General features: G+C 71.1%; 10 protein-coding genes. 4 read left to right on the forward strand and 6 right to left on the reverse strand.

Translation table 11 applies throughout. The features are described from left to right. On the forward strand, positions 1–96 hold a 96-nt coding region (locus tag Vqi01_RS31845), incomplete at its 5' end, for a non-reducing end alpha-L-arabinofuranosidase family hydrolase (protein WP_504740173.1). A gap of 152 nt (positions 97–248) precedes the next feature. On the opposite strand, the gene Vqi01_RS23770 is transcribed toward Vqi01_RS31845, so the two are convergent. From Vqi01_RS23770 to Vqi01_RS23785, 4 genes are read right to left on the reverse strand one after another with little or no spacing between them, the layout of a single operon-like run. Then, positions 249–1,469: an ABC transporter permease gene (locus Vqi01_RS23770; RefSeq protein ID WP_204037068.1), complete on the reverse strand. Its 1,221-nt coding sequence runs from the start codon at positions 1,467–1,469 to the stop codon at positions 249–251. 1 nt (position 1,470) lies between these two features. Next, positions 1,471–2,166 carry an ABC transporter ATP-binding protein gene (locus tag Vqi01_RS23775; RefSeq protein WP_204037069.1) on the reverse strand — a complete coding sequence of 232 codons (696 nt, stop codon included), beginning with the start codon at positions 2,164–2,166 and terminating at the stop codon, positions 1,471–1,473. Continuing rightward, positions 2,163–3,251, reverse strand: coding sequence for a peptidoglycan-binding protein (locus Vqi01_RS23780; protein ID WP_204037070.1), 1,089 nt, complete (start codon positions 3,249–3,251; stop codon positions 2,163–2,165). The genes Vqi01_RS23775 and Vqi01_RS23780 overlap by 4 nt, the downstream gene beginning before the upstream one ends. Beyond that, the gene (locus Vqi01_RS23785; RefSeq protein WP_204037071.1) at positions 3,248–3,775 is read right to left on the reverse strand and encodes a hypothetical protein; all 528 of its coding nucleotides are present in this window, start codon (positions 3,773–3,775) and stop codon (positions 3,248–3,250) included. Before Vqi01_RS23785 ends, Vqi01_RS23780 begins: the two co-directional genes overlap by 4 nt. A 157-nt stretch (positions 3,776–3,932) precedes the next feature. On the opposite strand from Vqi01_RS23785, the gene Vqi01_RS23790 reads away from it, so the two are divergent. Both Vqi01_RS23790 and Vqi01_RS23795 read left to right on the forward strand, forming a co-directional pair. Then, positions 3,933–4,589: a response regulator transcription factor gene (locus Vqi01_RS23790; RefSeq protein WP_204037072.1), complete on the forward strand. Its 657-nt coding sequence runs from the start codon at positions 3,933–3,935 to the stop codon at positions 4,587–4,589. Further along, positions 4,586–5,743, forward strand: coding sequence for a sensor histidine kinase (locus Vqi01_RS23795; RefSeq protein ID WP_204037073.1), 1,158 nt, complete (start codon positions 4,586–4,588; stop codon positions 5,741–5,743). The genes Vqi01_RS23790 and Vqi01_RS23795 overlap by 4 nt, the downstream gene beginning before the upstream one ends. A gap of 252 nt (positions 5,744–5,995) precedes the next feature. Here Vqi01_RS23795 and Vqi01_RS23800 read toward each other — a convergent pair whose 3' ends face one another. After that, positions 5,996–6,838, reverse strand: a complete 843-nt coding sequence (locus tag Vqi01_RS23800; protein WP_204037074.1) for a class I SAM-dependent methyltransferase — start codon at positions 6,836–6,838, stop codon at positions 5,996–5,998. 124 nt (positions 6,839–6,962) lie between these two features. Continuing rightward, on the reverse strand, positions 6,963–12,428 hold the full coding sequence (locus Vqi01_RS23805; RefSeq protein WP_204037075.1) for an ATP-binding protein: 5,466 nt from the start codon (positions 12,426–12,428) through the stop codon (positions 6,963–6,965). A 334-nt stretch (positions 12,429–12,762) separates the two neighbouring features. Here Vqi01_RS23805 and Vqi01_RS23810 point away from each other — a divergent pair, with 334 nt between their 5' ends. Next, the gene (locus tag Vqi01_RS23810; protein WP_204037076.1) at positions 12,763–14,331 is read left to right on the forward strand and encodes a hypothetical protein; all 1,569 of its coding nucleotides are present in this window, start codon (positions 12,763–12,765) and stop codon (positions 14,329–14,331) included. Positions 14,332–14,503: the final 172 nt, after the last annotated feature.

Here is a 14,503-nt window from a genome sequence, read left to right on the forward strand (position 1 = left end):
AACCTGCAACTGCTTTACCAGGGGCGTTCCCCCAACTCCGGCGGCGACTACGGGCTTCTGCCCTACCGCCCCGGTCTGCTGACCCTGCAACGCTGACCACGTGACACAGATCCGGCTCGGGTGTTCCTGACCCTCGCGCGCAGTGGCGTTTGCCGCTCACAGCGCGCGGTCAGGAATCGGGTGGAGCCGGAGCGGGCGGGCTCGGTGCATCACGACCGAGCCCGCCCGGGTCATTCCGAGGTCTCCTCCTACCCGGTGGCGAGCGCTTCGGTGGGTGCCAGGCGGGAGGCGCGGATCGCCGGGTAGAGACCGGCGAACCCGCCGATCACCAGCGTGGCGACGACGCCTCCGAGCGTCGCCCACGCCGGCACCACGGTCGGCCAGCCCTGGGAGATCGCGTAACCGGAGGTGACCACGATGCCGAGCAGCACCCCGCCGATTCCGCCGAGCGCCGACAGCAGCAACGACTCGGCGAGGAACTGGGTGCGGATCTGCCCCCGGGTGGCGCCGAGCGAGCGGCGCAGGCCGATCTCGGCACGCCGCTCCAACACCGAGATGACCATGGTGTTGGCCACCCCGACCCCGCCGACGAGCAGGGCGACCGCGCCCAGGCCGAGCAGCAGCGCAGTGAAGGTCTCGTCGGTGGCCTGGGCAGCGGCCAAGGCGTCCGAGGGGCGAGAGACGTCGACCTCGTTCGGGGCCTCCGGGTTGGCGGTCGCCCCGAGCACCGCACGGACCGCCTCGACCTGGTTGGCTTCGGCCCGGGTGTAGACGGTCGTCGGATGGCCGTCGAACCCCAGGTGGCTGGCGGCGACCTCCCATCCGATCAGGGCCGAGCTGTCCAACTCGGGCGCGAGCGGGGCGGGAGCGAGGATGCCCGCCACGGTGAACCAGCGGCTACCGAGCCATACCTGCGCGTCGGGACCGGCGGCCGACAGCCCGAGGCGTTCGGCGGCGGTCGCTCCGAGCACCACCGACGGGTACCGAGCGGTGGCCTCGTTGAGCCAGGTGCCGCTCGCCACCTCGACCCCGACGGTCTCCAGCAGGCCGAGTTGGGCGGCCCGGACGGCGATGCCCCCGGTCTCCGCCGCCGGAATGCGGTCGGTCCGGTAGACGTTGCCAGCGACCTGGCCGGTGGCCGTCGCGTGGGTCACCGGCCCGATCCGCTCGATCATCGCCACCGCCTCGGGCGGAAGCTGCGCGTCGCCACCGAAGAGGGTGCGACCCGGTGACACGGTCAGCAGGTTGGTCCCGAGCGCGGCGAGGGTGCGATCCAACTCGGCACGGGACGACGACGAGATCCCGACCACGGCGATCATCGCGGCGATACCGATGGCGATACCCAGTGCGGAAAGGAACGCCCGCAGCGGTCGGGTCCGCAACCCGACCCCGCCGACGCGGACGACATCGGCCGCGGGCATTCGGACCGGCGCGGGCCGGGGCATCCGGTCCGGGAGGAGCATCGCCATCTCAGCTCACCCCGCTCGGCACCGGTCGCGAGTCGGCGCGCAGCCGCCCGTCGCGCATCTGCACCTGACGGGGCAGGCTGGCGGCGATCTCCCGGTCGTGCGTGATCACGACGACCGTGGTCCCGGCCCGGTGCAGCCCGTGCAGGAGATCTAGCACAGCCGCGCCGGAACTGGTGTCGAGGTTGCCGGTCGGCTCGTCGGCCAGCAGCACGGCCGGCTCGCCGACGACCGCGCGGGCCACCGCGACCCGTTGCCGCTCGCCGCCGGAGAGTTCGTGCGGCCGGTGCCCGAGCCGGTGACCGAGGCCGACGCGGTGCAACGCGGCCTCCGCGCGCCGCCGTCGTTCCCGCCTGGGTACGCCGGCGTAGAGCAGCCCGTCCGCCACGTTGTCGAGCACCGGTACGCCCGGAGCCAGGTGAAACTGCTGGAACACGAAGCCGATCCGGGTGGCCCGGAGCGCGGAGAGCTGCCGATCGGTCAGCCGCGCAACGTCGTGACCGTCGATCAGCACCGTTCCCGAGGTGGGCCGGTCCAGCGTGCCGATCACGTTCAGCATGGTCGACTTGCCGGAGCCGGACGGCCCGACGATCGCCACCAGCTCGCCGTGGCCGACGCGCAGCGACACGTCGGCGAGGGCGACCACCCCGCCGGGGTACCGCTTACCGACCTGGTCGAGCACGATCACGTCTCCGGTCATCGCGGCATCCCGACGGCCATGCCCTCGGTGATCCCGTCACCGGTGACCTCGACCCGGCCGTTGGCGAACAGCCCGGTGGTGACGGCGACGATCCGGCTGGACCCGCCGTCGATGACCTCCAGCCCGTAGCCGCCCTCGGCCAGCGCCAGCAGCGCGGCGACCGGAACGGTCAGCACATCGGGGCGCTCACTGACGGTGAAGGTCACCTCGGCCGAGGCCCGGTCGAAATCGGCCAGCGCCTTCTGGTCGTCGACGCTGACGACCACCTCGATCTTCGTCTCGCCACCGGAGTCGCCAGCCGTGCCCGTCGCGCCGCTCACGATCTTCGTCTCGACCGTGCTGACCCTGCCCGCCACCCGCCGCCCGTCGGGCAGGCCGATCTCGACCGGCTCGCCCCGCTTGGCCAGGCGCTGGTCGTCGACATCGAGTTCCGTGGTGATCAGTCGGTCGGTGCCGGTGTACGTCAGCACCGCCTGCCCCGGTTGGACGATCGCGCCGACGTCGAGCTGGTGGCCCTCGATCCGGACCGGGCCGTCGGCGTACCCGATCCGACCCAGCTCGACCCGGCCGGTCTCGGCCACGCCGAGCTTCTCCTGCCAGGCACGGACCGCGTCGGCGGTGGCCCAGGTGTACTCGCCGTCGACCGTGAAGCCGGTGTAGCCGAGCGCCTTCAGGTTCCGCTCCAACTGTTCGACGTCCGGTCCCTCGACACCCGGCTGAAGCGTCCGGTACATCGGTACCTTCCCGTACAGCAGCACCACCGGATCGCCGTCGACGGCGTAGAGCGCCTTGCCGCGCCGCACGGTGGCACCGGTTTTCGGCAGCGCGGTGATCGTGCCGGAGAGCCGGCTGGTGGCGGTCCGGCTCGGGCCGTACCCGAGTTCGCCGTCGACGGTCTGTGCGTCGGCGAGGGTCTGCCGGGAGACGGTGGCACTGGCGGGCGGCGGGGTGCCGGTCTCGGCGGCGGCATCGCCCGCACCACCACCGAAACCGACCGAGGCGGCCACGCCGGCGAGGGCGACCAGCAGCAGCGCCACACCCCCGGCGACCGCCCCCACCCGGGTACGGCGGGTGGACCGCGTCATCGGCCACCCCCGAACCGGGGGGCGTGCTGCCGGCACTTCTCCATCGCCGCGCGGAACGTCGAATCGTCCGTGTCCATGCGCAGGACGTCCCGCTGGATCTGGATCCGGCCGTCCGGCGCCGGATCCGGGAAGTCCGGCACGCCGTTCTCCCGCATGCACTTGGCCATCGCCCGCATCTGTTCGAGCTGCTGCGCGTCGAGCCGCGGCGGCTGACCGCCGTTGGGTAGCAACTCGCGGCACTTCTCCATGGCCGCCTCGACCTTGCTCCGGTCCACGCTGCCGTCGAATCGGAACATCGGCCCGCTGTCGCCCTCCGGGTCGGGCAGGTCCACGTCGTTCTCCCGCATACACCGGGTGAATTCGAGCCGCCGTTCGGCGTCGCTGCCCCCGGTGCCGGTCGCGGAGGCGGAGGGCATGGCCGCCCCGCCGGCCGTGGCCACGCCGGTGCCGGCGTCGTCCCGGCCGGCGCATCCGGCCAGCGCGAGCGCCAGCAGCGCGGGGAGCAAGATGATTCTCCGTCGCATCGTCGGTGTCCTTTCCGGCGTCCGGCGTCTCTCGCCGGACGGTGTGCCCGGCGGCAGCCGCCGGACGACCGGGTTCAGTTCAGCCGGCGCCGCGTATCGCGGGCGTAACCGAATCTGTTTACGGCGGCGTTATCTCCGGTCGCGGCACCATTGGCGGGTGCGAGTGCTGGTGGTGGAGGACGAGGACGTGCTGGCGGACGCTATCGCGGAGTGGCTGCGCCGGGAGGCGTTCGCGGTCGACGTGGCGTACGACGGCGACGCCGCGCTGGAGCGGCTCGGTGTGAACGCGTACGAGGTGGTGGTGCTCGACCGGGACCTGCCGGTCGTGCACGGCGACGATGTCTGCCGGGCGATCGCCGACGCCGGCGGGGCGACCCGGGTGTTGATGCTCACCGCGGCGGCGGCGGTCCGCGACCGGGTCGCCGGCCTCGCCCTCGGCGCCGACGACTATCTGGTGAAGCCGTTCGCGCTGGTGGAGCTGGCCGCCCGGGTGCACGCGCTGACCCGGCGGGCCGCTCCGGCCGCGCCGCCGGCACTGCGCCGGGCCGGAATCGTGGTCGAACCGGCCCGCCGCGAGGTCCACCGTGACGGCCGGTACGTGCCGTTGACCCGTAAGGAGTTCGCGGTGCTGGCCGAGCTGCTGCGCGCCGACGGCGCGGTGGTCTCCGCCGAGGAACTGCTGGAGCGGGTCTGGGACGAGCACATCGACCCGTTCACCAACGTCGTGCGGGTCACCGTGATGAAGCTGCGGCGCAAGCTCGGTGATCCTCCGGTGGTGGAGACCGTGCCGGGAGTGGGGTATCGGATCCGGTGAAGCGTCTCACCCTCCGCGCCCGCCTCACCCTGGTCTACGGGGGTCTCTTCCTGCTCGCCGGCATCGTCCTGCTCGGCGTCACGTACGTGTTGGTGGAGCAGCGGATGCCGCAGCCGTTCCGGGCCGAATTCCCGGACCGGATCGCGGTGCCCGCCCGCACGCTGCTCAGCGAACAGGATGCTGACCGGATCCGCCTGTTGATCCAGGACGTGCAGAGCGAGGCGAAGCGCAACGCGCTGGAGTCGCTGCTCACCCAGGGGGGCCTCGCGCTGGTGGTGGTCTCGGCGGCGGCGGTCGCGATCGGCTGGCTGATCGCCGGCCGGGCGCTGCAACCCCTGCAGCAGATCACCGGGACGGCCCGCCGCATCGCCGGCGCGGACTCCGCCGGGCGTGGGCTGCACGAGCGGATCGCGTTGACCGGCCCGCACGACGAGGTACGCGAACTCGCCGACATGTTCGACCAGATGCTGGAACGGCTGGACCGCTCCTTCGACGGGCAGCGACGTTTCGTGGCGAACGCCTCCCACGAGCTGCGGACCCCGCTGACGATCAACCGGGCGCTGGTGGAGCTGGCGATGAGCCGGCCGGACGCCTCGGCCGAGGTGCGCCGTCTCGGCGAGGCGCTGCTGGCGGTGAACGAGCGGCACGAGCGGCTGATCGACGGCCTGCTCACGTTGGCCGACTCGGAGAACGAGCTGACCGAGCGGGCCCAGGTGGACCTGGCCGAGATCGCCGCGTACGTGATCGACCAGGCGGAAACGACGTCACCCGGCATCCCGGTGCGCCGCGCCCTGAGCCCGGCCCGGACAGTGGGCGACCCGGTGCTGCTGGAACGGTTGACGTTCAACCTGGTGGAGAACGCGTTACGGCATAACGTGCCGACCGACGGCTGGGTGGAGGTGCGCACCGATGTGACGGCCGGGCGGCCGACGCTGGTGGTGGTCAACACCGGCCCGGTGGTGCCCGGCTACGACGTGGAGACCATGTTCCAGCCGTTTCGGCGGCTGAGCCGGGAGCGGATGGCCGGCGCCCGGGGCTTCGGGCTGGGGCTGTCGATCGTGCGGGCGGTGGCCCGGGCGCACGGCGGCACCGTCGGAGCCCAACCGCGCCCCGGAGGGGGCCTGACCGTGACGGTGATGCTGCCACCGCCCTGACCGGTCGGGGTACAGCGCTGTGGCCAACGGCAGCGCTGCCGGCCCGGCCCGGCCCTCAACGGTGTTCGTTGTCCCCTTTGCTCTGCTTCAACATACGCAACGGTTTGTCGCCGAACCCGTTGCGTGGGTTGAAGCAGAGCAAAGTCTCCCGCGCCCCTACCGTGGGCTGCCGTGGGGCTGTGTGAATGGCTGCATTCAGGGGTCAGGGGTCAGGAGGCAGTGCAGAGGGGTGGGGCTGGAGCGGAAGCCAGGCTAGCTGCGGCGGGCGGCCCAGACGCGGCGTTCGGTGCGGAGCGACAGGTCGGCGCGGCGCAGGATGTTGTGCGGGCTGTCGCTGTCGAGCAGCCGGGCGAGCGCGGCGAGATCGTCGGCCGAGAGTGTTTCAGCGACCCGGTCGCGGAGGCGTCGCAGGGCGCTCAGGGCGTAGCGGCCGACGGCCGGGCTGCGGGATCCCTCGATGTGCACGGCGATGGTGCGCTCGCCTTCGAGCGTGAAGCCGGCGGCGGTCAGCATCGGACCCCAATCGGCGCCGCGGTGGGGCACGTGTTCGGCGTGGAAGTGGTCGGTGGCGGCATGGCAGCGGTCTTCCAGGCCGGGCCGGTCCTCGGGTGCGTTCTCGGGCAGGAAGCGGGGGAAGCCGGAGAGTTCGACGACGGCGAACAGGCCGCCGGGTACGAGCATGTCGTGAACGTTGCGCAGGGCGCGCTGCGGGTCGGCCATGTGGTGCATCGAGGCGGACGCCCACACCAGATCGGGCCGACCGAGGTCGGGCCAGTCGGCGGCGTCGAGGTCGGCCTGCACGGTGCGTACCCGGTCATCGGCGCCGCGGGCGCATGCCTTCTCTCGCAGGCGCAGCAGGTGCTCCGGGGCGGCGTCGACGGCGATCACGTGTGCCTCGGGGAAGCGGTCGAGGAGGGCGAAGCTGCCCGCTCCGGTGCCGGAACCCAGATCCACGATGTGGCTCGGGCTGGTCCGGAGGGGCAGCCATTCGGTGATGGAGGCGATGTGCTCGGCAAGGACCTCCGCGTCCAGATCGAGAATCTCCGCCTGGCCGCCGACGTCCTCTGGCTGGTGGGTGATGGGTGGATGGCTCATGCCCACACGCTAGGTCAGTCTTGCGTTTTCGACACGGCCCCTCCCGATCTGCGCAAGAAATTGGCCGAAAATCGTGCTGGTCGGGCAAGAGGCGCTGCGGCCGGACGCCGATGGCGTGCATGCGCTACGCCGACGACAGTCGCGCCTCGATGGCCTCGATGATCCGGGGGCGGAGGTCGGCGGCGCGAATGACGGCGTCGACGGAGCCGACCTCGACCGCGCGCTGGATGTTGTGCACCCGGTCGAACTCCGTGGCCACCTCGCCGAGCTTCTCCGCGTGCACCGAGGAGCGGAGTTCGTCGAGTTCCGCCGTCAACGAGGCGCGGTCGGCGCCCGAGGCGGCGGCGACGCGGGCCTCCAACTCCCGCACCCGCGGGTCGGCCGCGGTGCGGGCCTTGACCTCGCCGGAGAAGACGACGGCCGCGGCCGGCGCGCCACCGAGCACCGAGGCGAACGATCCTTCCAACGCCAGCACGGTCATGTTGGGGTTCAGCGCCTTCGAGAAGACCACGAACGCCCCGCCGTGGTACCGCGAGATCACGCAGAACACGATGGGCCCACGGAAGTTCACGATCGCTCGGCCGATTTCGGCGCCGTACTCCAGCTGCAGCTTCCGCATCGACTCGGGTGAGCCGTCGAAGCCCGACAGGTTCGCCAACACCACCAGCGGACGGTTGCCGCTGGCCGCGTTGATCGCCCGCGCGGCCTTCTTCGAGGAGCGCGGGAACAGCGTGCCCGCGGTGTAGGTGTCCGGGCCGTCGGTGGGCGGGAAGCCGCGCCGGGGAACCGCCCGGGACTCGATGCCGAGCAGGCACACCGGGATGCCGCCGAGATGCGCGTCCTGCACCACTGCGGTTTCCGCGTCGGCCATGCCAGCCCAGCGTTCCAGCACCGGGTGGTCCTGGTCGGCGAGCGCCCGCATCACCGTCCGGATGTCGAACGGCTTCTTGCGCTCCGGGTTCGCCGAGCTGGAGAAGATCTCGCCGACGGTGGTGAAGTCGCTGCCGGCCACGACGTGCGGGAAGTCGGAGATGTCGCGGTCGGTGGGATCGAGGGTGACGGTCCGACGTGGCCCCGCTTCGCCCGGTACGACGTACGTGTGGTCGTAGTGCGCCATCAGCACGTCGCGGGCGGCGGTCAGGTTCGGCGCCCAGTACTGCGCCTGCCCGTTCGGGCCCATCACCCGGTCGTAGCCGCCGATACCGAAGTTGTCCTCGGCGGACACCCCGCCGGAGAAGTCCAGCGACTGCTTGCCGGTGAGCACCATCGCCGAGTCCGGGGTCATCACCAGGATGCCCTTGGTGTGCATCAGCATCGTCGCCTCGGCGTTCCAGTACGGCTGCGCGCCGACGTTGATGCCCGCCACCACGATGTTGATCTCACCGCCGTCCTGGGTGAACTCGACGATCCGCTTGAGTGCCGCCGCCACCCAGTCCATGTTCTCCGTGCCGGACGTCATGGAGATCCGGGCCCCGGCGGAAAGGGCGTACCACTCCAGCGGCACCCGCATCCGCTCGGCCAGGTCCAGCGCGGCGATCACCCGCCGGCACTCCGGTTCCGACAGGGCACCCAGCGATTTCGTGGGGTCGCCGAGCAGCGCGACCCGGGTGACGCCCTGCGGGTGCCGCGGAGTCGGCGTGGTGACCACGCCGGCGACGATCGCCGCGCTGTTGCGTCCCTTCGGCCGGTCGACCGGGACGAGCGCGTGGTCGTCGTCGAGGTCGTGTTCGACGAAGTCGCCGAGCAGCCGGGTCAGCTCGTAGGGGTACACCGTGTTGCGGCTGCTCGCCCGCAACACCTTGAGCCGGTAGTCGTCGAGCGGCTCGACCGGCTCGGCCGGCGGTTCACCGATCGTCAGTTCGGCGCCGCCGGTGGCGTCGAAGGAGATCCGTACGCCGATCCTGACCAGCTCGCCGGTGGTGCGGTCGCGCTGCCGCGCGATGAACAGGATCTCCTCCAGGCCGGCGCCCGCGGTCGTCGGGCGCACCCGCCCGGCGATCATCGTCATCTCCTCGCGGGTCAGTTTGTTCGGCGGCCAGACGTAGATCACGATCCGGTTGGTGTTGAAGCGCGTCTTCGACGGTCGCCGTGACTGGGCGCGGCGGATCGAGTCGAGGCAGGCGGCGACCGTGTCCTCAGCCGTCGGCAGGGCGACCAGCCGGCCGTCCTGGTCACGCAGTTCGGTCAGGTCGCGCACCTGCGCGAAGGCGACGAGGCGTTCGTCGGACGGGTTCTCCCGGGCCACGCACTGGAAGAGGTAGACCTCCTCGTCCGCCGACGGCAGCCGGGTCAGGTCGAACTTGTGCAGCCGCTCCATCTGCATCCGCTGCGCGATGTACGGGTGCAGGCCGCGGATCAGCCGTTCCTCGGTCATCCCGGCGTCGGTGGGGCGGAACGTGAAGTGATGGTGCATCACGGCTCCGCCGCGACCCGCCACGGTGGCGGTGAGCCGGTGCACCTGTCGCGGCAGCGGGTGCGCGTTGATGGCATCGAGCAGCGCGGCGGCCGTTGCGTCGAGATCCTCCGGCTGGTTCTCCCAGGCGAGGTAGATGTCGGCGTCGATGGCGTCCCCGTCGCTCGCCAGCTCGGCCAGGCCACGCAGGGCACCGCCCAGCGCGTCGAAGTTCACCGCGGCGGAGACGACGCTCGACTCCGCGCGCTCGGCGACCACGAACGTGCAACCGGCGACCGCCCGGGTGCGCACTGCGGTGAGCCGCTTGTTGCCGTAGTACCGCCGGGTCAACACCTCCAGCATGACCGCGTTGTCGAGGTGGTCGCGGACGAGCCGCTGGCCGAGCAGCCGGACCAGCGGCTCGGTGCTGCGGACCATCGCCGCCACCCGCTCGGCGCGGTCCGGTGCGTCCGGGTGCGCGTCGAGGTGCCGCAGGTGCGCGCGCACCTCGGCGTAGACACGGGCCCGGTTGCGGCGCAGCAGCGGCTGGGCGAACCAGGCGAACACCACGCCGCGCGCGAGGTCGGCGATCACGGGGAAGCGGACCTGCGTGGCGGCCACCAGCCGCTCCAGCGCGAGACCGGCCGGCTCACGCAGCGCCTGCTCCGGCGGCGACTCCCGCAGCCAGGCCCGCAGCAGCGCCGCGACGACTGCGGCGTCGGTGGACCCGCGCTGCTGGGCGAGGAAGATCCGGAACACGGCGGATTCGAGCTCGGGGCAGCGCTCCAGCTCGGTGACACCGTAGTGGCCGAGGGCCCGGGCGAGCTTGGCCTGGAACGCGTCCGGCAGTCCGGCCCGCTCGACGTCGAGGCTTTGCAGGTAGGTGTGGAAGTATTCGCGTGCGCTGTGCACATGGGCCCCGCCGTCCTCGCCCGTGGGCCGGTTGCGGCTCAGCTCGGCGAGGTCGGCGAAGGCGTTGAGGAGGTGAATCTCCTCGGCCAGCGGCCGGTAGCCGTCGTCGACGGCCGCCTGCCGCGCGGCGAGGTAGTCGTCCAGCACCCGGCGGTCGTCGTGCGGGTCGACATCGAAGCCGAGCAGCAGGCCGCGCAGATCCTCCTGGCAGCGCCGGATCCGCTGGGGCGCCGGGACCGTCTCGGCCGCGGTGGGCAGGTCCAGCTCGACCGAGGCGGTCTTCGGTGCCTCCGCCGCCTCGGCGGTCCCGTCAGCGAGCGGCTCCAGCCGCAGCAGCGCCGCACCGGTCTCCACCTGGCTGCCCACGGAGACCGAACACTCCCGCAGCCGCGCCCTGAACGGTGCCCGCAGCACCGTCTCCATCTTCATGGCCTCCAGCACCAGCACCGGCGCGCCCGCCTCGACCTCGGCGCCGACCTCCAAGGGCGTGGCGACCACCAGCGCGGGCATGGGTGAGCGGACGACGCCGCCCTCGTCACGGCTGACCCGGTGCGTCACACCGTCCACCTCGATCAGGTGGTCCGGCCCGTACGTCCCGGTGAGCAGGTGGTAGCGGGCGCCGTTGACGACGATCTGACCGGTGTGCCGGTCGAAGCGGTCGAGTTCGACGTCGGCGGTACGGACTTCACCGCCTGCCTCGATGCCGACGCGGAACCGGTGCGCGCCGATCCGCGCCACCCGCGTGCGGTAGGCGGCACCGCGCAGCTTGAGATCCAATGGTCGGCCGCTGGCGTGCCGCACCTGCGGACGGCCGCCGGCCGCCGTCGCCAGCAGCCGCTGCCGCTCGGCGCGTTCCTCTTCCTCGTACGCCTCGATGGCGGCCGCCGCCAGCGCGACGGCGGTGTGCCGGTACCCGACGAGTCGACCCTCCCCGCGGACCCGGTCGATCCAGCCGGTGTCCGCGCTGGCGTCGATCACCTCCGGCTGGTCGAGCAGGTCGAGCACGAAGCTCTTGTTCGTGGCGCCACCCTCGATGATCACCGTGGTGTCCGCCATCGCCCGCCGCAGTCGGCCGAGCGCCTCGTCGCGGTCCCGCCCGTACGCGATGATTTTCGCGATCATCGAGTCGAAGTCGGCGGGAATGGTGTCACCCTCGCTGACGCCGGTGTCCACGCGGATGCCCGGCCCGGCGGGCAGGTCCAGCCGGGCGATCCGGCCCGGGGAGGGCGCGAAGTCGCGGTCCGGGTCCTCGGCGTTCAGCCGGGCCTCGATGGCGTGCCCGCGCTCCACCGGCGGCGTGCCCTCCAGCCGCCCACCCGAGGCCACGTGCAGCTGCGCCTTGACCAGGTCGAACCCGGTGGTGGACTCGGTGATCGGATGCTCCACCTGGAGCCGGGTGTTGACCTCGAGGAACGCGAACATCCGGTCACCGGGGTGGTAGAGGAACTCGACCGTCGCCGCACCGCGATAGCCGACCGCGACGGCCAGCCGCTCGGCCGACGTCTTGAGCTCGGCCGCCTGCTCCGCGCTGAGCACCGGCGACGCCGACTCCTCGATGACCTTCTGGTTGCGCCGTTGCACGGAGCAGTCGCGGACACCGAGCGCCCACGCGGTGCCCTGCCCGTCGGCGATCACCTGCACCTCGACGTGCCGGGCGCCGGTGACCAGGCGTTCCAGGAACACCACGCCACTGCCGAACGCCCGCGCCGCCTCCTGACTGGTGCGCTCGTACGCGTCGGCCAACTCGGCCTCGTTGTTGATCACGCGGATGCCGCGCCCGCCGCCGCCTGCCGTCGCCTTCAGCATCAGCGGATAACCGATCTGGGTCGCCGCCGCCCGCGCGGCGGCCAGGTTCTCGACCGCGCCGCGGCTCCACGGTGCGACCGGTACCCCGACCTCCTCGGCGATCAGCTTCGCGCCGATCTTGTCACCCAGCTGCCGCATGGCCTCCGCATGCGGGCCGACGAAGGTGACCCCGAGCTTCTCGCACAACTCCGCGAACGCCGGATCTTCGGCGACGAAGCCCCAACCGACCCACGCGGCGTCGGCCCCGGTCTCCACCAGCGCGCGTTCCAGCACGGCCAGGTTGAGGTACGGGCGCCGGGCTGCGGGTCCGAGATCGTAGGCGATGTCCGCCGCGCGCACGAAAGTGGCGGTGCGGTCGACGTCGGTGTACAGAGCGACGGTCTCGATCCGCGCCCCGGTCTCGGCAGCCAGCTCTCGGACCGCGTGGATGAGCCGCATCGCGGCTTCACCACGGTTGACGATGGCAATACGGCTGAACACCCGACCGACCCCTCCGGTAGACGTACGACGAACGCGCCGCGGGACGTCGACCCCCGGCAGTCATCACCTTTCTGCCTGCGGCCTGGCAGCGCCATACCGTAACCACCGAACCCGAGGCGGCCCCGGTTGTAGGAATCAGACAAAAACTTTTGGCTGCCTGGTCGCAGCCGGCGGAAAACGAGTGAGTGAGATCGGACGAGCATGGCTTACGATCACTATTCCCGTCGTTGTCGTACGCCGGGATCACCCTCCACCCATCGGGATCGTGGAATTGTTCTCTCTACCTACCCGGGCCAGGTCAAGCCTCGGCCCGTCGTTCCGTACCCGCCGCAGCGTGACCACCAGGATCGCTGCTGCGGCGCTCGTGCCAGCCATCCTGCTCGGTGCCGGCGCTCCGGCGGTCGCCGCGAGCAACACGCTCACCCTGACCACGCTGGACCGCAACGGCAAGAAGGTGACCGTCAACGCGACGGCGGTCAACCTCACCACCAACTCCAGTTACAAGGTGAAGTCCAACAAGCCCAAGAAGCTGCCGAAGGGCAACTACGCGGTGCTCGCCTCCATCAAGAACGGCTCCGCAGTGACGCTCGGCGTGCGTACCGTCAAGGTCTCCGGCGCCAGCAAGACGACCGTGGACGCGCGCAAGGGCAAGAAGGTCACGGTCGGCCTCAGCCCGGCACCCACCAGCGAGTGGCTGTACGCGCAGACCACGGTCGAGGTCTGCACCAGGTCCGCCTCCGCCAGCTACGCCGTCCAAGCTTCGGACTACGGCGACGGTAGCGTCTACGTCATCCCGAACTCGTCGAAGAAGTACGCCTTCGCCGCGATGCGCACCTGGGCCGACGGCTCCGGACACCCCGGGTCCACGCACTACGCGGTGATGTACACGACCACCGGCGTGCCGAGCAAGCCGTCACGGACCGCCAAGCAGTCTTCGCTCGCCACCGTCAACGTGGCATCCCGGCGCGGCCCCTCCGCCGGCGATTACAGCAGCCTGGCGGTGCAGCCAATCGACCGTCCGTGCGGCGGCATGTACCACGGCCTGGTGAACAGCAACGAGCCGTACCGGACGAAGATCAAGGTGTCGGCCGGCAAGTGGGACTTCCCGGTGCACAGCTCCGGCACGGCCAAGGACGGCTCGTCGCCGTTCATTGGGCACTACTACTCGCCGCGCAAGATCGTCGCGGGCAAGTCGTACAGCCTGAACTTCTTCCGTTCCGCCTGGGGCCCGTCCGCGTACGTGCCGGCCACGGTCTACGGCCGGATCAATTACTCGCTGAACGAGATGTTCGCCGACCCCGGCTACCCGCGGGGCAACGTCGAGGGTGGCGACAAGGCGACCGCGACGTTGACCTTCGGCGGCAAGATCGTCAAGACGGTCAAGGACCGGGGCTGGGAGCCAGGGAGCACTGACCTGAGCTACAAGGTGAAGAAGGCCGGCTGGTACACGCTCACCAACACCGCGAGCCGGTACTACCCGGAGATCACCTTCCCGGCCGGGATGCTCTCGCCGAAGACCAGCGTCACGTACAGGTTCAAGGCGAAGCCGAACACCTCGGTGGTCGCGCCCGTCTACGGGATCGCCATGCTGCCGGCCGGGCTGGATCTCTACAACCGGGCGAAGCCGAACAGCACCACCAACGTCGAGCTGAAGCTGAACCGGTCCAAGATGTACGCCGACACCAAGCTGGGCAAGAACCCGACGGTGAAGTCGATCGGCGCCAAGGCGTCGTTCGACGGCGGCAAGACCTGGCGATCGGTCAAGGTCAAGAAGATCAACGGAAAGTGGACCGCGATCGTCGGTAACCCGGCATCCGGTGCGGTCTCGCTGCGGGTCCGGGTCACCGTCACCAACGGCGGCTACACCGACGTCACGATCATCCGGGCGTACGCGATCGGCTGAGCCGAGCACCCGTACGCCATCGGTGCCCCGAGTGTGACCCTCACGCTCGGGGCACCGGTGTTGGTGATGGCCTCACGCTGCCACAAAGCGGGAGAGCGAATTCGCCGCCCTTGACCTACGATGATCTCCCGCCGTTGTCGTACGGCGCGATCACCCTTCCACTCACAGGGAT

Source organism: Micromonospora qiuiae, from assembly GCF_016863555.1.
Classification (GTDB): domain Bacteria; phylum Actinomycetota; class Actinomycetes; order Mycobacteriales; family Micromonosporaceae; genus Micromonospora; species Micromonospora qiuiae.